Origin of the sequence: Psychrobacter sp. C 20.9 (assembly GCF_001921765.1) — a bacterium.
GTDB lineage: Bacteria > Pseudomonadota > Gammaproteobacteria > Pseudomonadales > Moraxellaceae > Psychrobacter > Psychrobacter piscatorii_B.
Map to the genome: position 1 here is coordinate 43295 of NZ_MRYC01000019.1, position 19306 is coordinate 62600.

General features: G+C 43.2%; 16 protein-coding genes and 1 other RNA gene. 11 read left to right on the top strand and 6 right to left on the bottom strand.

Going from position 1 to position 19306, the window contains the following annotated elements:
- Positions 1-181: 181 nt before the first annotated feature.
- Complete coding sequence (locus BTW00_RS11815) at positions 182-1120, top strand: META domain-containing protein (RefSeq protein WP_075107568.1); 939 nt, start codon at positions 182-184, stop codon at positions 1118-1120.
- A 142-nt stretch (positions 1121-1262) separates the two neighbouring features.
- Here the strand turns inward: BTW00_RS11815 and ruvC are convergent, their stop codons facing one another.
- Complete coding sequence (ruvC, locus tag BTW00_RS11820; protein WP_071001968.1) at positions 1263-1847, bottom strand: crossover junction endodeoxyribonuclease RuvC; 585 nt, start codon at positions 1845-1847, stop codon at positions 1263-1265.
- A gap of 153 nt (positions 1848-2000) precedes the next feature.
- Between ruvC and BTW00_RS11825 the strand changes: the two genes are divergently transcribed.
- The gene (locus tag BTW00_RS11825; RefSeq protein ID WP_075107569.1) at positions 2001-2624 is read left to right on the top strand and encodes an FxsA family protein; all 624 of its coding nucleotides are present in this window, start codon (positions 2001-2003) and stop codon (positions 2622-2624) included.
- Positions 2625-2737: 113 nt separating this feature from the next.
- Here the strand turns inward: BTW00_RS11825 and ssrS are convergent.
- Positions 2738-2933, bottom strand: a non-coding RNA gene (ssrS, locus tag BTW00_RS11830) — 6S RNA.
- A gap of 234 nt (positions 2934-3167) precedes the next feature.
- Between ssrS and gpmI the strand changes: the two genes are divergently transcribed.
- A complete protein-coding gene (gene gpmI / locus BTW00_RS11835; protein WP_075107570.1) occupies positions 3168-4832 on the top strand; it encodes a 2,3-bisphosphoglycerate-independent phosphoglycerate mutase in 1665 nt (554 codons plus the stop codon).
- 232 nt (positions 4833-5064) lie between these two features.
- The gene (locus BTW00_RS11840) at positions 5065-6540 is read left to right on the top strand and encodes a S41 family peptidase (protein WP_083603646.1); all 1476 of its coding nucleotides are present in this window, start codon (positions 5065-5067) and stop codon (positions 6538-6540) included.
- 82 nt (positions 6541-6622) lie between these two features.
- Here BTW00_RS11840 and BTW00_RS11845 read toward each other — a convergent pair whose 3' ends face one another.
- The 3 genes from BTW00_RS11845 to BTW00_RS11855 form a co-directional block, all read right to left on the bottom strand.
- Positions 6623-8329, bottom strand: coding sequence for a sigma-54 dependent transcriptional regulator (locus BTW00_RS11845; protein ID WP_075107571.1), 1707 nt, complete (start codon positions 8327-8329; stop codon positions 6623-6625).
- A gap of 171 nt (positions 8330-8500) precedes the next feature.
- Positions 8501-10249, bottom strand: coding sequence for a PAS domain-containing sensor histidine kinase (locus BTW00_RS11850; protein WP_075107572.1), 1749 nt, complete (start codon positions 10247-10249; stop codon positions 8501-8503).
- A gap of 36 nt (positions 10250-10285) precedes the next feature.
- A complete protein-coding gene (locus BTW00_RS11855; RefSeq protein ID WP_058025905.1) occupies positions 10286-10921 on the bottom strand; it encodes a response regulator in 636 nt (211 codons plus the stop codon).
- A gap of 434 nt (positions 10922-11355) precedes the next feature.
- Between BTW00_RS11855 and BTW00_RS11860 the strand changes: the two genes are divergently transcribed.
- Positions 11356-12432: a serine hydrolase gene (locus tag BTW00_RS11860; RefSeq protein ID WP_075107573.1), complete on the top strand. Its 1077-nt coding sequence runs from the start codon at positions 11356-11358 to the stop codon at positions 12430-12432.
- An 87-nt stretch (positions 12433-12519) separates the two neighbouring features.
- On the top strand, positions 12520-13191 hold the full coding sequence (locus BTW00_RS11865) for a thiamine phosphate synthase (protein WP_075107574.1): 672 nt from the start codon (positions 12520-12522) through the stop codon (positions 13189-13191).
- A gap of 26 nt (positions 13192-13217) precedes the next feature.
- On the opposite strand, the gene BTW00_RS11870 is transcribed toward BTW00_RS11865, so the two are convergent.
- Positions 13218-13547 carry a TraR/DksA C4-type zinc finger protein gene (locus BTW00_RS11870; RefSeq protein ID WP_075107575.1) on the bottom strand — a complete coding sequence of 110 codons (330 nt, stop codon included), beginning with the start codon at positions 13545-13547 and terminating at the stop codon, positions 13218-13220.
- 442 nt (positions 13548-13989) lie between these two features.
- Here BTW00_RS11870 and BTW00_RS11875 point away from each other — a divergent pair, with 442 nt between their 5' ends.
- The 5 genes from BTW00_RS11875 (at position 13990) to ruvB (ending at position 19163) form a co-directional block, all read left to right on the top strand.
- Positions 13990-15204, top strand: coding sequence for a phosphoglycerate kinase (locus BTW00_RS11875; protein WP_075107576.1), 1215 nt, complete (start codon positions 13990-13992; stop codon positions 15202-15204).
- Between the two features lie 254 nt (positions 15205-15458).
- Positions 15459-15845: a hypothetical protein gene (locus tag BTW00_RS11880; protein ID WP_058025900.1), complete on the top strand. Its 387-nt coding sequence runs from the start codon at positions 15459-15461 to the stop codon at positions 15843-15845.
- A gap of 400 nt (positions 15846-16245) precedes the next feature.
- Positions 16246-17283, top strand: a complete 1038-nt coding sequence (gene fba, locus BTW00_RS11885; protein ID WP_075107577.1) for a class II fructose-bisphosphate aldolase — start codon at positions 16246-16248, stop codon at positions 17281-17283.
- A 99-nt stretch (positions 17284-17382) separates the two neighbouring features.
- Positions 17383-18003 (top strand): Holliday junction branch migration protein RuvA, encoded by a 621-nt coding sequence (gene ruvA / locus BTW00_RS11890; RefSeq protein ID WP_075107578.1) that lies wholly within the window; start codon positions 17383-17385, stop codon positions 18001-18003.
- Positions 18004-18182: 179 nt separating this feature from the next.
- Complete coding sequence (ruvB, locus tag BTW00_RS11895; protein ID WP_075107583.1) at positions 18183-19163, top strand: Holliday junction branch migration DNA helicase RuvB; 981 nt, start codon at positions 18183-18185, stop codon at positions 19161-19163.
- The last annotated feature ends 143 nt before the right edge of the window (positions 19164-19306 follow it).

Consider the following 19306-nt stretch of genomic DNA (forward strand, 5'->3'; position numbering starts at 1 on the left):
AAATCAACATTTTATTACATAAGCTAATAATGCTCGGTCTATAGTGGTTAATTTAACGTGATTATAATAACGATATTCCAGAACAGTTAATTAAATGTTTCTTCAAAAGATGCAAGACCAGCAAGTATATAGAAATAAGTAATCGAGAAAATTGATATACGCTTACTAAGAGGTTCGTAATATGGTAGGTAGAGCCAAAAAATCAGCACTGACAACGTTTTTATTGCCAAGTATTGTGGCGGTGAGCCTCATACTAGGCGCTTGTCAAAAAGAAAACACGGCTCACGACAATGAAGGATCAGGTATCTCCAATACTGGTGAAAAAGTAGACTCACTAGCGATTGAGGATAGGGCCTCAGATACCAACTCAGCAACTACTGAATCTGGCTCGACGACATTTACTCCCGAAGAAAAGCTGATGAATACTTTGTCTCGTCATCGTTGGAGCTTGGTTAGGGCAACGGATGCCAATGAGCAGCCTATAAGTGAGCTTACAGATATCGATGGTCAGGGGACTCTGGTATTTAATCCAGAAACACTTATCTATAGTGTCGGTTGTAATACAATAAGCGCTGCTTATCAGCTGCAAGGACATACATTGAGTATCGAGGAGGGAATGAGCACCAAAATCTCCTGTAGCGATCTTGATATGGCAGAAAACACATTAAATACATTAATGCTAGGAAATAGTGAGTTAAAAATAGATCAAAGTGACAGCCCAGTATTGACTCAGTTTACCAACGATAATGTCACTTTGGTATGGAATGGCAGACTCACACCACAAGCGAAATACAATAGTAAGGGCGAGACGGTATTTTGGGCAGTGAATGCCAAAGAAGTCAATTGTGATATGAATGGTGAAAAGCAGTGTCTCCAAGTTAGGCCCGTCACTTACAACGACCAAGGTGTCAAAGTTCGTGAAGGGAAGTGGAGAGTATTTGCGGGAGAAATAGATGGATACCAGCATGACGGTATGCACGAAGAAGTATTACGATTGCAGCGCTACCGATTAGAGACTAACGAATTAATAGAGTCAGATGAGACAACAGAAAATGATAATGATGATGAAAAGTATGCATATGTACTCGACGCTGTCATTGAAAGTGCAGTCGTAGAGTAGTCCGCTATAATTTCGTCTTGCAAATGATAAAGTGACAGTGCTGGTACTCATAAAAAAACACGCATCCAATAGCGTGTTTTTTTATTGTCTCACTATTTTAATGCCTATTGGTTTTGAAGCTTGTCTGCTTTAACGCCTATCTTTAACGCAAGTTACCCAAATCTTCTTCGGTCAAACGCCAACGACCCTTTTTCTTAGAGCCACCGCGTCCTCGCATAGAGCTATTAAGTAGTATTTTATTCATAGAATGGCTTGAGTGCGCATGACAAATAGCACAGGCAAGACCATCGGCTGCATCCTGCTGTGGTACGACTTCTAACTGTAGTATGCGGCAAACCATCTCCTGCACTTGCTCTTTAGCAGCAGCACCATAGCCGCACACCGCTTGTTTGATCTGCCGAGCAGTATACTCTGACACTTCTAAATCCAAGGCGACCATCGCTGCAATAGCCGCGCCTCGTGCTTGCCCAAGCTTGAGTGCAGAATCAGGGTTTTCTGCCATAAAGACTTGTTCGATAGCTGTATAAATAGGCTCGTCAGCATATTTTAAATGATGCTGCGTGATGCGGGTCAATCCATTAAAAATACGTTTGAGGCGTTCAGGCATCTCTTTGGTATCTGTGCGAATCGTGCCTGCATCGATATAAGTGAGCTTATCACCCGTCTGCTGGACTATTCCATAACCCGTCATACGTGACCCTGGGTCGATCCCGATAATAATTGCCATAGTATTCCGTCTTGCTTACATTTTGTTTTATGGCTTAAAAATCAGCCGTAAGTTTGATAGTATAGCAACCAATCCCCATATACATCATATGTTAGCCATTTTAATTTGCATGGCGCTCAATTTATTGGTTTTTATTTTATAGGACGACACTTTATGGGTCAGATAGTTGGTATAGCCATCGTTTGGTTTATTATCGAGATGCTACTGTGGTATTTGCTTGCTCAATTCATGAGCGGCTGGTGGGTATTCATGTGGTTTATTGTCGCAGCAGTGATCGGTATCTCTCTTGTGCGTAAAGGTATGGCTTCTTTGAATCCAATGGCTCAGCAGATGAAAGCAGGTGGTATGATGAATCCTGCAATGCGTCCACCAGAGTCCACCATGATTAAGAGCATTGCCATGGCAGTCGCTGGTATTTTGCTACTTATTCCAGGTGTGCTGAGTGATGTGCTCGCGCTACTCGTGATATTGCCACCAGTACAAAAGAAACTCAAAGACTTTGCCAATAACTATGTCATGAACAATCAGCAAAAAATGATGGAAATGATGGCAAAACAGATGGGTGGTCAAATGGGCGGCGGCCAAAATCCGTTTGGTGGTATGGGTGGTCAGAATCCATTCAGTGGCGCAGGCGGTATGAATAACCAAAATCCATTTGGTCAACAACAGCAAAACCCGTTTGGTGACGTATTCAAACAACATACGACTGTTGATGGTACGGCCAAAAACATCCCTAAAGATGTGAAAAAAATTACCAAATCTGCTAATGATGAGTAATGATGATTTATTCATTTATTAGGCATAGAAAAAGCCCCTTCCGTCATTAACGAAAGGGGCTTTTTAGTGGCAGTAAATACACTAATTATAAAGAACATATTTACAAACCGAATGAAACAACCGAAGTGCCGCTGTAAGATGGTGACCCATGAACCGTGAAGTTCAGGGCGGATGCGTCATCATCTCTGCAGGTTTCCTGATACACCGCAAGCGGTGCAGGCATACACAATGAGACGATAGGTACCACATCCTGGTAAAGCATTATCGGCTCAGGGAATAAACATCTACTAGCCAACACTTCAGAATAGATTCATCTTAACCAATGAGATGAATGATTGCAAGTATGATTTACAGATTGATACGCAGTATTGTTACCTGATATCTGTGATAGGTTTTGGGCTTTTGATAACGATACAAACCCCATCATTTTTTAGTGAAAAATTGTCAGTTTTTCAGCTATTTTAAGATATGTGTTAATATAGAGGGCTTTCCATACCCTAACATAGCATTAAAGGCGTTCATTCACTCGAGGAGCGGTAATATATGACCAGTACCCAGCAAGCATCAGAATCTATTGACGACAATCAGGCGCAGCAGATCAGCAGTAAGCAAGAAGACGGCGCACAGAATAAAAAAACGCCGCATGTCTTAATGATATTAGACGGCTTCGGTCATCGTGAAGAAGATAAAGATAACGCCATTGCTGCGGCAGACATGCCAAATCTAGATAGAATTTACCAAAAATACCCTCATGGACTGATTTCTGCTTCAGGAGAAGATGTGGGTCTGCCAGATGGTCAGTTTGGTAACTCAGAAGTTGGCCACATGAACTTGGGTGCTGGCCGTGTTCTTTATCAAGACTCGACTCGCATCTCAAGTGAGCTTGCCAATCGCGAATTCTACAAAAACGAAGCATTGGTTGACGCAGTAAAAGCGGCCAATGAGCTTGGCGGCAACGTACATATTATGGGTCTGCTCTCAGACGGCGGTGTTCACTCACATCAAGACCATATCGAAGGCATGTGTCACTCAGCGTTGGTCCATGGTGCCAAAAACGTCTTTATCCATTGCTTCTTAGACGGCCGTGATACCCCGCCTAAATCTGCGGATAAATACATCAATCGTCTACGTGATTATATCGATAAATTGAATGCTCATTATGAAGGCGGGCGCGTACAGATTGCCAGCATCATCGGTCGCTACTATGCAATGGACCGAGACAACCGCTGGGATCGCGTACAAAAAGCTTATGAGCTGATCACTGAAGGTAAGGCAGATCGCTTGTCGACACGTGCGGACGGTGCTGTCCAAGCGGCTTATAAGGCACGTGAGACTGACGAATTTATCAGCCCGACGACTGTCATCGGACGTGATGAGGTGCCTTATACCGTCGAAGACAATGATGCGCTGATATTTATGAACTTCCGTGCCGACCGTGCCCGTGAGCTTGCCCAAGCCTTTGTTTTACCTGATCATGAGTTTTCAGGTTTTGCCCGTCAAAAGCAGCCAAAACTTGCCGCCTTTGTGATGTTGACCAAGTACTCAGACGTTTTGGCGGATAATCCAAAAACCAGCATCGCTTACTATCCAACGTCTTTGGCCAACACCTTGGGAGAGTATTTGCAGGATCAAGGTAAAACACAGCTACGTATCGCGGAAACTGAGAAATATGCGCATGTGACGTTTTTCTTTAGTGGTGGCCGTGAAGAAGAGTATGAAGGCGAGACGCGTATTTTGGTACCATCTCCAGATGTCGCGACTTATGACTTGAAGCCTGAAATGAGCGCACCCGAAGTCACAGATAAGTTAGTAGAAGCGATTGAGTCTGGCAAATATGATGTGCTAGTAGTCAATTATGCCAATGGGGACATGGTAGGGCATACAGGTATCTTTGACGCTGCGGTCCAAGCCGTAGAAGCCTTGGATGTCTGTGTGGGCCGTGTCGAGTCGGCAGTAAAAGCGGCTGGCGGTGACATGCTTATTACGGCTGATCACGGTAACTGTGAGCAAATGCAAGACTACGAAAGTGGTCAAGTACATACTCAGCATACGACAGAGCATGTACCGCTGATTTACGTAGGCACACAAAAACTACAGGTACGTCGTGGCGGTAAGCTCAGTGATGTAGCACCGACTATTTTGGCACTAATGAATGTTGATGCACCCACCGAAATGACTGGTGAGAGTTTATTGGTTTCAGCATCTTAAGCCAGTTGTCTCAGATTATCCGTACATCGGATAATCTGTAAAGACATGGCTCGTTAGATGAATGATATAAACTAGAAAAGGGAGGGGTAGCTATTACCTTTCCCTTTTTTTATGATGTATTTTGCTTGATGATTTGCAAAACTGCCCTAGTTTGAGAGAGGCCTTTGGTGTTAACTTATACGGTAATACATAACAATAACTTTATACATTCTATTATTTAAATGAGTTTTTTATGCATCCTATCTCTTTTGTGTGCGCATCTTTGTCTAAACAATTAGACCAACGAGTGATGAAGTCGTCGCTAGCGACCATTATGTCCAAACCCGTATACTTCAAGTTTATAGGCTTTAAGCCCAGTCTAGCAATAGGTTTGCTTGGATTGTGTGTTGTCAGTATGGACGCGCAAGCAGCAGTGACCTCAGTCGGTGATGCTAGTCCGACATCAAGCCTACAGCTTATCAGTTTGAATGCCGATGATATAGTGGCTGAAGATGATACTGAGATGCTGAATGCTGCCGACGAATCAGATGACTCAATAGACAGTATGCCAGACGAAAGTGCGGTAATGGACGATGATGATAATATCGATACTAGTATTCCATCAGAGGTTGCGCAAGTATCATTGAATGCAATTTCTCCTGAGACATTAAAGACCTTTGTTGCTGTTGTTGATTTAGTGCGCCGTCAGTATGTTGACGCGGTCAATGATGAGGAGTTATTTAATAATGCAATGAGCGGTATGTTAACTAAGCTCGATAGCCATGCTGAGTTTTTGGATGCGGAGGCCTATGAAAACCTACGCGCTTTTACCGAAGGGGACGTAGGTGATATCGGTATCCAAGTTACTTATCAGCCAGAGGTGGGCTATTGGGTCATCACAGAAGTTATTGATGATTCGCCTGCAGATGAAAAAGGCATCGCGGTAGGCGATTATTTACACCAAGTTGGTGAATTCAAACTTGACGAAAATCGGCAAAGTAATGACGTTGAGCAGCTATTAACAGGGATTGCTGGTACCCAAGTAGATATCATCACTTCTAAAGCGGGTCGCCGCAAGCACACGACGACATTGCAGCGGAATAATAGTCACCCTCAAATTGTCGAGACAAAACTCGTCGATGGCATTGCGATTGTTAAACTACCTGCATTCCAGAACAATAGCCGTGAAAAGCTGTTGGAAGGTTTGATTAATTTAGATGCACCTATCTCAGGTATTTTACTTGATTTGCGTGACAATCCGGGCGGTGTTCTTACATCGGCGGTGAGCGTTGCCAGTTTATTTATGAATGATACCGATGTGGTACAAGTACAAGCACGTCAAGACAAATCGCGCGTACTAACTACCCAAGGGGATGCGATACTTAACCCTCTACCTATGGTTGTTCTACAAAATCGCTACTCGGCATCAGCGGCAGAGGTTTTGGCCAGTAGTTTACAGGCACAAAAACGCGCTACTATCATCGGTGAAGTAAGCTATGGTAAAGGCTCAGTACAGTCAGTCATACCACTCAATGACGAGCAAGCAGTCAAGTTGACAGTAGCTAACTATATGACAGCATCAGGCAGGCAGATCGATGTCATCGGCGTTGAGCCTGACATTACTTTGTCAGGAAGTGAGAGCTCATGGGAGCAGCAGGCGCTGGATTTATTAAAACCCCGCGCGCTCGATTCTGGCATCCGCTTCATTCGAAAGACTACTGCAAATTAGTATATTGTTGATAGATTTAACAATATACCGTCAGGCAGCCATTGAATCTCTGAAATAAAAATCCAATGGCCCGATAGAAGACTTACTCAGATTGATCTTCTGCAATTTCTAACTTTTTCATACGATAACGTAATGAGCGAAAAGTCGTCCCAAGTAGTTCTGCTGCTTGGGTTTTGTTCCAGCCAGTTTGTTTGAGGGCTGTGATGATTAATTGCTTTTCTTGTTCCTGTAGATAATGCTCCAACCCTTGGGCTGGCAATTGACCATCAAGCGGTTCTTGCAGGCTTGTAGTCTCATTCTCTTTTGGTTGAATAGGACGATGGAGGGGTACTTTCTCATTCGTATCACTTGAGCTGGTTGATGGTTCTGTATTATTGGGCACTGAGCGCTGTATCATTGAAGGGTAGTGTTGGGTATTAGTACGATAAGGGTGCAAGTTGGTTGTTTCTTGCTTGTGCTTTACCGCCGTTATCTCACTGTCAGATTGAAGAGTCTGTTCACGGTTTTCTATTGCTTTAAACATTGTTTGGGTCGTTGGTCGAGATTGTTTTTGCTCATTTGCGTAATGGTTAGATTGTTGCGCATTGCTGTGAGCTTGCGTATCTTTAAGGTCGTGACTAACATCAGGTAGGCCTAAATGACTGATATCAATGTCCGAAGTTTCCGCCAACGTCACTGCACGCTCAAGTAAATTACGTAGTTCACGAACGTTACCGGCAAAGTCATGACGCTGCAAACGTTCGCTGGCTTCACGCGTGAGAGATGGGGGTATCTCTAGCTGCCACTCAGCAGAAATCATGGCTAAAAAATGCTCTGCTAATACAGGTATGTCATCACGTCGATCATTCAATGTCGGTAGCTTAAGCTCAATCACATTGATACGATAATACAAATCTTGTCGAAATGCGCCATCCTGTACCAAGCGGCTCAAATCTTTATGAGTAGCGGATAAAATGCGGATATCTACTGGTACTTCTTTGGTGTCACCAATGGCCCTCACGGTCTTTTCTTGAATAGCACGCAACAGCTTCACCTGCATCGCTAATGGTAAGTCTGCCACCTCATCTAAAAATAAAGTACCGCCATTGGCTTGCTGAAACAATCCCTGCTTGTCAGCCACAGCCCCTGTAAAACTGCCTTTTTTATGACCAAAAAACTCTGACTCCATCAGCTCAGAAGGTATTGCACCGCAGTTCACTGGTACAAAGCTGCCATCTCGTCGCGGACTTAAATCATGAATCAGTCTAGCGACGACCTCTTTACCTGTACCAGACGCACCAGATAAAAAAACAGGTGCTTGTGAGCGTGCCAATTTTAATATGGTGTTTTTAAGAGGGTGCATGACCGCAGAATCACCGATTAGCCTAGCGTCCAGCATCTTTTGCTCAGGTGAGGATTCAGGCGTGGCTTGTGCCCCATTATCCTGATGAATAACCTTTAGAGCGTTTTCTACCAATTGACGTAATCTTGGTAGCTCAAGTGGTTTATTGACAAAATCAAAAGCACCAAGCTTCAGTGCTTCAATGGCCAGATCCATACTTCCATGAGCAGTGATGACGGCTATCGGTGTATTCGAGCTGTTGCTGATTTCTTTGACCAGCTCCAACCCTGAGCCGTCAGGTAGTTTCAAGTCAGTGAGGCAAAAATCATAAGTATTGTCTTGCCAGTATGATCTTGCTTGCGCCAAAGTATAGGCTACATCACTTTTGATGCCCATTTTAGTCAAAGTGATTTGCATCAATCGGCATAGATCCACTTCGTCATCAACGACTAGCGCGCTTGTTGTCATACATTATCTCGTCAAATTCAATGGCTGCAAAGTATTAATAGCTAGGTCTAAATAGGGGTAAACTTCTTTTACAAAAAAAATTGTAAATCACTCATGTACGGTGGCTATTAACTACCAATATGTAATGTTCAAACATTTGTGATTAAGTAGTATTTTGATTTATGACTGGGATTAATAAAGATTTTCTTCCACGGCTTGAAAGATATTTTCAGAGTCAATAGCAGGCGAAATAAAACGAAAACACGTTTTTTCATGTTCAGGAATATAGAGCAAACGTGCCTGATTGGCTTCACAAAAGGCTTGCGATAAATATAGTCCCAAGCCCGTGCCAGCTTTGTCTGTTGTAAAAAACGGATTAAACAAATGTTTTAAATCCTCAGTTTTAATACCATCACCATCATCCAATATGTCAATTATAACATCGCTGTCTGCACAGTAAATCTCGATTTCTACGTAAGCGTGAGGATGGCTATAGCTGCTATAACGCAAGCCATTGTTGATCAAATTAATCAAAATTTGTTCTAACTGGTGAGGATCAAATGATATGGTTGGTTGGGTTTTTACATGCAGAAAAATGTCGTGCCCTTGAAAATAATTATCCAAAAATACTGGCATCCACTCAGCCAAAACAATGGCTTGCTGAGAGGCCGCTTGCTGGCGAGACAGTTTTAAAATATCTTCAATAATACGGTTGACGCGTTTGGTTTGTGAAAATATCATTTCATAGAGCTCATGATTGCCCGTCATGTTGACATTTGATGCATTTGCCTCAATTTCGGTCAAGTCTTCCATCAGTAGTTGGCTGGCTTGTGAGATGGCAGCTAGAGGATTTCTAATTTCATGAGCAATACTGGCAGTGAGTTGTCCTAACGACGCCAGTTTTAATTGTTGGGCGCTGGCCTGCTCACGGCGTAAGTCTTCCAATAGGATTAATTTGCTATCATCTTTTAGCGGGATGATTTGTACGCGTAGCTTACCAAATATCGAAGCGTTTGCCACCTCAGGCACATCGTACGTAAACGTACGCGATTGTCCTGTTGCCACTGACAAGCAAGCTTGGAGTAGCTGAGAATGCTGTTTGCTAAGTTGTTGTTTAAAGTTAGATAGAATGGCATGAGGCGTATCGCCTCTCATTTCTTTTATATCGGTTGAAGTGCTAGATGCAGGCAATGATGAATCTTGTGTGATACTGAGCAGTTGGTGGGCCGCAAGATTTGCAAGGACGATATTCTGTTTGTCGATGACAATCACACCATTGACCATTTGTGTAATCACTTCTTGATTGATGACATTGAGTCGTTCAACCTCTTTGGCATGACTTTGTGCAACTTTCTCAAGCTGTACCAAACGTTGTGAGATAGACCAACTCAAACCCCCTACTGCCAAGAAGCTTGCTGACATCAGCAAAGCATCACCCAAATTGGCCAAATTCATACTATTGGCAATGGCATAAAAAAACTGCTGATAGATAACAAAAATAATAGCCAACAAAGTGATAACTAGCGCTTGTGAACCATGCAATAGCATAAAGCTAGCGGCGACAACGACCATATAGAGCATGGTCAGTTGTAAGTCCGGCTCACCTGCTGTATACAGCAATAAGCTTAATATAATAACGTCTAATACGAGCCCAAACGCTAACTGTCGGCGCATCTGCTTTGTGACAACGTAAAACAGCCCGAGCAAAATCAAGCTCAGCATCACATAAAAGCTCAGGGCTGTTTGCTGTAAAAAACTGGGGAGAGACGCGCTATCACCGGCGCGTGCAGATATATATACCATCAGCATAGAAAATATACTGACGACAAAACGATAACTGCTGTAAATAATGCCTAGTCTGCGCAGCTGCGGCAAAGGAAGTGTATCATCGTGGTGTAAATAGCGACTGATGGCAGAAATGATGGTGGTGGCAGGTTTCATAAATTGACCATGATGACAAAGGAGATACTAAGCAACTTATGGTTGAATCAAACCATGGCGAATGGCCAAATGCGTTAATTTTACATCACTATCAACGCCAACTTTTTCATAAATACGATAGCGATACGTATTGATGGTTTTGACGCTGACAAATAATTGGTCAGCAATCTGCTGCGGGCTTTGGCAATTGACCACCATCATAGCCACTTGCTTTTCTCTATCACTTAACAAATCAAAAGGCGAGCTGGCATTATCAGACAATAAGACGTCCGCCAATTGTTCAGCAACGTCTTGGCTAAAATAACGACCACCTTGATAGATTTTTTTGACAGCGCGTATCATCTCATCAAGTGGCGTACCTTTTGTGATATAACCATTTACACCAGCTTTGATGAGCATTGAGGGATAGGGCTGTGCAGACATACTACTAACAGCTAAAATCTTGATACCCATATCGAGCTGAATCAAGCGTTTGGTCGCTTCAAGACCACCAATATTAGGCATGTTGACATCTAGCAATACCACGTCAGGACGTAACTGCTTGGCCTGCTTGATTGCCATATCACCGCTATCTGCTTCCCCCACTACTTCGATATCGGGGCTGTCTGACAACATACGGCTAATACCCATCCGTACTAAATCATGATCATCGACCACCAACACTTTAATCATAACCATACTCTTTATCGTTTGTCAGAATGAATGTTTTTACAAGGATTAAATAACAGAAAAAACAAAGTTAACATAAGCCGTTTTTTGATTTTAAATACAGTTTTTTATTTTAAATACATAGGATACGGCTAATATGCTGTATCAATATCTTCATTTAATATAATAAAGTACAAAGAATCATAACATTCTAAGTTAAGTTATATTGCTGTATTGTTAATCAGTGTTTCTAAAATATAAATCAGTTGTATCAAAGTTTGAATGAAGCTAAAAAAAACCGTTAAATCAGTTTGATAGATTAAACTTAAATGTAAACCATGATACACTAAAAATACAAAAGCTCTATGTGAGTACTTACAAACACATCTATAAACGCTACGTACGTTCTTGGCGTCAGGCAGTATGTAACTGGCGTGATAGCGACAGCAGGAGGCATAATGAAGCAACTACTATTAACCAAACAGCAATTGATCGCTGCTATGATTTCATTGAGTTTGGGCAGTGTTGCACAAGCCGCACTTACAATTAATGGTAGCACTGAGACAGCTTCTAGTGCACGCTTGAGTTGGGGCGGTGCTGATAGCTTGTCTGAAGCGCGTAACATCATGTACAAGTCTAATGGCTCTGCTATCAAAAAAGTCGACAACGGCTATGGTACGACCAATATCACAAATAGCAGCAGTTTTGCTAGCAGTAACAATACCGCTCGATACAATACGACTTATCGCGGCGCATTTGGTAGCAGTGATATGATCCCAATCAGTACAGACTCGCGCAGTGTCGCGGTGATTGATGCTGAAACGGGCGAATCTATCTACGAAAAAGACGCTGACATCGCGCGTCCTATGGCCAGTATTACTAAAATAATGACAGCCATGGTTGTGCTAGATGCAGGTCTCGATATGCGTGAAGAAATCACGCTTGATCCAGAAGACTTTGTAGGGCCTAAGCGCGCCAGCTCACGCCTAAAATCAGGTGACCGTTTAAACCGTGCCGAGATGCTATTGATGGCTTTGATGAAGTCTGAAAACCCAGCCGCAAAAAGCTTGGCACGTAACTATCCAGGCGGCTACAATGCCTTTATCCGTGCGATGAACAGAAAAGCACAAGATCTAGGTATGACTACTGCGTTTTTCGGTGATCCAACGGGTCTTGATAAGCGTAACGTTGCTTCATCGAATGATTTGGTAAAAATGGTTCGTGCTGCTGGCAACTACGATGTGATTCGTCGCTTCTCTACCACCAAGAGCTATGACTTCTTTGTTTCAAACTACTCAAGTGGTAATCGCACTTATAAAGCGAACAACACTAGTAGCTTGGTTCGTGCAGGTGATTACCCAATCGGTATCTCAAAAACAGGTTTTATTAACGAAGCTGGGCGCTGTGTTGTGATGGAAACGCGAGTCAATAATCGCCCTGCAATTATCGTCATCCTAGGGGCAAACAGCTCAGCAACACGTTGGGGCGATGCTAAAAACATTCTAAACAGCTTGGCGACACGTCGTACCGTATAGACGCGCTGTTTTAAATATGTAAAAAAGGCTGTTATATCATATAACAGCCTTTTTATTGTGTTGAGTTTAAGATTAAGGATCTGCCCTATGAACCAGTCATCAACCTCATCTGCGATACCCAAGCTATATTTGCTGACCAATGATGATGAATTTGAATTGTTGTATCAAAAGTTAGATGCCGCCTTATCAACAGGGCTAATCGCATTGTTGCAGATTCGGCGCAAGCAAACACTTAGTCTGCCAGATGGTCACATAACGCTTTATGAAGAAGCCAAACAGATTGTTAAGCTGGCCAAAGCACATGACGTTCCAGTCGTTATGAATGATGATATTGCAATAGCAGCCAAGCTTGGTATTGGTGTACACCTTGGACAAGGAGATGGCAAAATTGGTGATGCTTTGCAGTCTCTTGAATCGACTCAAATAATTGGTCGAACTTGCCATGGGAATATTGAATTAGTCAAAGAGGCAAAGGATGATGGTGCAAGCTACGCTGCGATGGGTGCCATATTTAATTCTACCACAAAACCGAATGCTGATATTATCTCGCGTCAGAAGTTGACTGAAGGCTGTCAACAAGACATACCTATATGTGTGATAGGCGGATTAACTGCAGAAAATATTTCAGAGTTGGCAGGCATACCAATTGCGCTTGTGGCGGTAGTAGGCGATATTATGGATTTGCCTGTAGAAAAAATCGCCGAGCGTTGCTATCAATGGCAGCAGGCACTTTCTAAATGGAAAACACCTGCTGTATAAAATGTGTTCTAGATGAAATTTATTAGCTATTCAGCATGTTCCATACACAAAGTAGCGTAGGGCAGCGCTTCTAAACGTTGCTCTTCAATCGGTTCACCGCAAACCTCGCACTCGCCATAAGTACCATTTTCTATACGACTTAAGGCATTTTCGACATAGATTAGGCTCTGACGCGCTTCGGCCATTAAATTTTTGCGCATATCATTTTGACGATAGGATATAGCCTGATCTTCCCAGTGCTCATTGAGATCATCTTGTGGATTTTGGATATGATCTTCGATTTTGTCAATGCGAGACTCGTACTCATTTTTTAGTTTTAATAGATTTTGCTTTGCAGTGTCTAAGTCGATACTCATTGTGTTCTCCTAAAAAGTTATTGTTATTGTCAACGCTTCTATCATAAAGAGCCTGACTGCTGAGTACCACCACGAAATGTTACTGTTTATTGAATGAGTTCAAAGCTAGCAGTTACAACCGTTTCCTATCAATGCTGGAGTAAAATTACTCACTCAATATTTTCATGTTTTTAAAAATCGTGAAAGTTTGCTTGTGAGCATCTCATAGAAAACTGATAGAATACACCGCCACTGATTTCTACTCACTTATCTGTTCCAGTAACTTGGTGTGATAGTTAGTATAAAGACTCAGTGATGAAGACATATAAAGATAGCAAGTGTGCAGTCTAATAAGGCTCATTGTTAGAGCAGATATAGTAAATGATAGTTAAAAAATTATCAGTCATATCAATCATGATAGTACTCGTAAATTAATAGATATATTGATGCATAGGAGCAGGCAATGAATTTTTTGCGTATGAGCGAGCTGAACTTAACCGACAAAGTGGTATTGATCCGAGAAGATTTAAATGTCCCTATTAAAGACGGTAAAGTCACCAGTGATGCTCGCTTACAAGCAAGTCTACCTACTATTGAGATGGCGCTAGAGAAGGGTGCTGCTGTTATTGTTTGTTCACATCTGGGACGCCCAACAGAAGGCAATCCTGAGTCTATTTATTCATTGGCACCAGTTGCTGATTATTTGACAGACAAATTGGGCTCGCAATTAGCGTCACCAGTGCGCCTGAATAATGACTACCTGACTCAAGGCGCTGCTGTAAAATCTGGTGAAGTCGTACTACTAGAAAATGTGCGCTTTAACGATGGTGAAAAGAAAAACGATGCGACGTTAGCAAAAAAATACGCAGATTTATGTGATGTCTTTGTCATGGATGCCTTTGGTACCGCGCACCGTGCGCAAGCATCAACAGAAGGCGTGACGCAAGCGATGCGTCAAGCAGACAAAACTGTTTGTGCAGGGCCTTTGTTGGCAGCTGAGCTTGATGCCTTGAGCCTGGCGCTTGAAACACCAGCTCAGCCTATGCTTGCCATCGTTGGCGGCTCAAAAGTGTCTACCAAGTTAGAAGTGCTACATAGCTTGGCTGAAGTCTGTACACAGATTATCGTTGGTGGCGGTATTGCCAATACTTTCTTAGCGGCGCAAGGACATAGTGTGGGCGCGTCGCTGTACGAAGCAGATTTGATCGATACTGCGCGCGATATCATGACCAAGACTGAGATACTACTACCTGAGTATGTGGTTGTTGCTGATAAAGACGACATCGATTTTGCTGACTTTACTGGCTCGTTGCAAAAGGCAGTTGCGACAATCAAGTCTGTTGATGCCATTGGTGATAACGACATGATATTGGATATCGCGCCAGAAAGCGCGAAGGAACTTGCCGATGCTATTATCAATGCAAAAACCATCTTGTGGAATGGCCCAGTCGGTGTTTTTGAAGTTGATGCTTTTGGTCAAGGGACACAAATACTAGCAACAGCTGTAAGAGACAGTGACGGTTTTTCAATTGCGGGTGGCGGTGATACCTTGGCGGCTATTGATAAATATCAAGTCGCTGATGGCGTCAGTTATATGTCAACGGGCGGCGGTGCATTTTTAGAATTTGTAGAAGGTAAAGTGCTTCCAGCAGTTGCTGCATTACAAATTAACGCTTAACTAATTAACGTTACTCAGTATTTTCGTAACACTAGACGTACAACTAATAGTAAACATCTAAGGTAGTCTGTGAAAATAATATTTTGACTTTCATTTGGCTTATTTATATTGGTATAGCTAAAATTTATAGTCATTGATTATTAAGCAGTAATTATTTGTTTCTACACTGAAAATTATTATTGCATGTCTCATTCGTACTCTATAAAATAGCGCGACCATGTATCTTGACATGCATTATTTACGAGAGGTTTATTATGTTAAAACGTCATTTGTTACTTGCTAGCATACTTGCTGGTACTTTTGCAGTTACTGCATGTAGCCAACAAACAGAAGAGAACACTGAAGCTGCTGTTGAATCAGCTGGCGATGATGCTGCTGCAAACGCTGATGCCGCTGCTGCCGAAACAGACGCTGCTGCTGCTGAAGCTGAAGCTGCTGCTCAAAACGCTGGTGCTGAAGTTGCTGAAAGTGCAGACACTGCTGGTGCAGCTGCAACAGACGCTCTAGAGAACACTGGTGATGCTATCGCTGAAGGTACTAACACAGCAGTTGAAAATACTGCTGAAGCAGTTGCTGACGGTGCCAATGCTGTTGCTGATGGTGCTAACGATGTTGCAGTTGATGCAGAGCAACAGTACTAAGCTACGCAATAACTAAGCGATATAATGGCTGAAATTTTTGAATACTATCCACTGTTAAGTCATTCATTATAATAGCCATTGCTTTATAAGCCTCTAAATACTAGAAAAGCCTTGGTGATTGCCAAGGCTTTTTGCGTTCTGTGCTATGAGTATAATAGATAAAATGGTTCAGTTGTTGTAGACACCAATGAGAGAAAGAGACTGATTAGACTGACAAATAGTCAGGCAACCGCTACGAAGACAGCACAATTTTTGCTATAATCACCGCGTGATAATCATATCCCAAATGAGTCAGACTTTGACTGATATATATACGGTCAGTATGGTCGAGCAGATAGCGGAATAATTGTTACAAAGCTGCATTTAAAATACTATTCAAAATCCAATCAGAGAGCGTCTTATGGCCCTAATATCCTTACGTCAACTTCTAGATCATGCCGCTGAACACAACTACGGTGTTCCTGCCTTTAACGTCAATAACTTAGAGCAAATGCGCGCAATCATGATGGCTGCGGATGCTTGTGATTCACCTGTTATTGTTCAAGCCAGTGCGGGCGCACGTAACTATGCAGGGTCGGCATTTTTGCGTCATTTGATTATTGCTGCTATCGAAGAATGGCCACATATTCCAGTGGTTATGCATCAAGATCACGGTATGTCACCAGCTATCTGCCAGCGCTCGATTCAGCTTGGTTTCTCATCAGTTATGATGGACGGCTCACTTGGTGAAGATGGCAAAACGCCAATGGATTATGATTACAATGCCAGCGTCACTCGTGAAGTGGTCAAAATGGCACATGCGTGCGGTGTCTCTGTAGAAGGCGAAATCGGTTGCCTAGGTAGCCTTGAGACCGGTATGGCAGGCGAAGAAGATGGCTCTGGCGCAGAAGGCGTATTAGATCACGAGCAGCTTTTGACCAGTGCTGATGAAGCTGAGCAATTTGTAAAAGACACCAATGTTGACGCGCTAGCGATTGCTATCGGTACGAGTCACGGTGCTTACAAATTCACGCGTCCACCGACAGGCGATATTTTGTCGATTGAGCGTGTAAAAGAGATTCATGCCCGTATTCCTAACACGCATCTTGTCATGCATGGCTCTTCATCAGTGCCGCAAGTATGGCTAAAAGTCATCAATGAAAACGGTGGTGATATTGGCGAAACGTATGGTGTACCGGTTGAGCAGATCGTAGAAGCGATCAAGCATGGTGTGCGTAAAGTAAATATCGATACCGATCTGCGTCTAGCATCAACAGGCGCTATCCGTGAGTTCTTGGCAAATAATCCAAGCGAATTCGATCCACGTAAATACTTCAAAGCGTCTATGGTCGCGATGTCAGATATCTGCACCAATCGTTTTGAAGCGTTTGGTTCCGCTGGTCAAGCGCATAAAATCCGTCCAATTAGCCTCGAAGGCATGGTCGATTTTTACCAATAAGGCTAGGCGTATATAAGCAATAGACCATGCTAGTGAAAGATGGTCTTGCATAATGAATGGCAGCGGACTTAACTTTATAATAACCAACAGAGGTGAGTGATGATTGGATTGATTACCGGACAGGTGCAATACTTAATGGCGCCAACGGCTTGTATCATGACAACCGCTGGTGTGGGTTATGATATCGAGCTGCCATTGCCGTCATTTTGTCAATTGCACCTTAACGAGCAGGCGAGTATTTGGACACATTTTCATGTACGTGAGGATGCGCAACTGCTCTATGGTTTTATTGACCGTAAAGAGCGCGATGTCTTTCGCCAATTGATTAAGATCAATGGCGTTGGGGCAAAAATGGCATTGGCAATGCTGTCTGCAATGTCAGCGGCTGAGCTAAAAATGCATGTTGAGCAAGAGTCGGAAACGGCACTAACTCGTATCCCCGGTATTGGTAAAAAGACGGCGCAACGTTTACTTATCGAGCTCAAAGACAAGTTAAAAAATATCGAAGTGGACAACGGTTCGTTTGAGCTCATGCCTCAGCAAACCGCTGTTTCTCACGACGGCAGTATCATTGCTGAAGTAGAAGGGGCGCTGATTAGCTTGGGCTACAAAGAAAAAGAAGCTCAGCTAGCCATCAAAGCGGCTAAAAGTAAGGGTGACACCTTTGTAGATACTCAGGGCTTGTTAAAAGCGACCTTACAGCAGTTGTCTGGTTTCTAAGATCACGTTCCAAAGTCATCTATCGATAATAACAAAATAGTGCATTTAACAGATAAGCGACATTGAGTGTCGCTTATTTTCGTTTTGGCGCTTGTTTAATGAGGTTTTGCATGACTTATACGCAGCGTTTGGTTATGCTATTTATTACCTAATTTTTTAATATAATGACAAATTCTATGATGCAAGATCGCTTAATTAATCCGCTAGAAGGCGCGAACGACGCTCCTGACGCCAATATCCGACCAGCATTATTGGCTGAGTATATTGGTCAGCCAGTGGTGCGTGAGCAAATGGAGGTGTTCATCGGTGCGGCTCGTGGCCGTGATGAAGCCTTAGATCATACGCTAATATTTGGTCCACCAGGGCTGGGTAAAACGACCCTTGCCAATATTATTGCACGCGAGATGGGTGGCAATCTGCGCTCCACTTCAGGGCCTGTGCTTGAACGTCCAGGGGATTTGGCTGCTATGCTGACCAATCTAGAAGCGGGTGACGTATTATTTATTGATGAGATCCACCGTTTGAGCTCGGTCATTGAAGAGATACTCTATCCAGCGATGGAAGATTTTCAGCTGGATATTATGATTGGTGAAGGGCCTGCCGCACGTTCTATTAAACTTGACCTGCCACCGTTTACATTGGTCGCAGCAACTACCAGAGCTGGGCTATTGACCTCACCATTACGTGATCGTTTTGGTATTGTCCAGCGCCTCGAGTTCTATAATATTGCTGATCTCACAACGATTGTCAGTCGAGCAGCACGCTTAATGCGTGTACCAATGAGTGAAGATGGCGCTATAGAGATTGCCCGCCGTGCCCGCGGTACACCAAGGATTGCTAACCGCCTGTTACGCCGTGTGCGTGATTATGCTGAAGTCAGAGGTGATGGCAGTATCAATGGGGCGATTGCAGGTAGTGCGCTAGATATGTTGGCAGTGGACAGACGAGGACTCGATCATCTGGACAGACGATATATCGAGATTTTGCATGAGCGTTTTGATGGTGGTCCTGCTGGGGTCGAAGCCGTGGCAGCGGCAATGGCTGAGGATAGAGGTACGCTTGAGGACGTGATTGAGCCTTACCTTATTCAACAAGGGTATGTATTGCGTACTGCTCGTGGACGGGTGCTAACACAGATGGCAATTGATCAAATGCTATAAAGATAAATATTAGGGCGTTTTGAACATTCGCAAATAGGCACTGCTGATCGCTAAAATTGTTCCAGACAAGGCACAAAGCGACGATAATGCAGATGCCTTAGCGAGATTTGTAACGCAGTATGGGGCAATTTTAGCATCAGCCC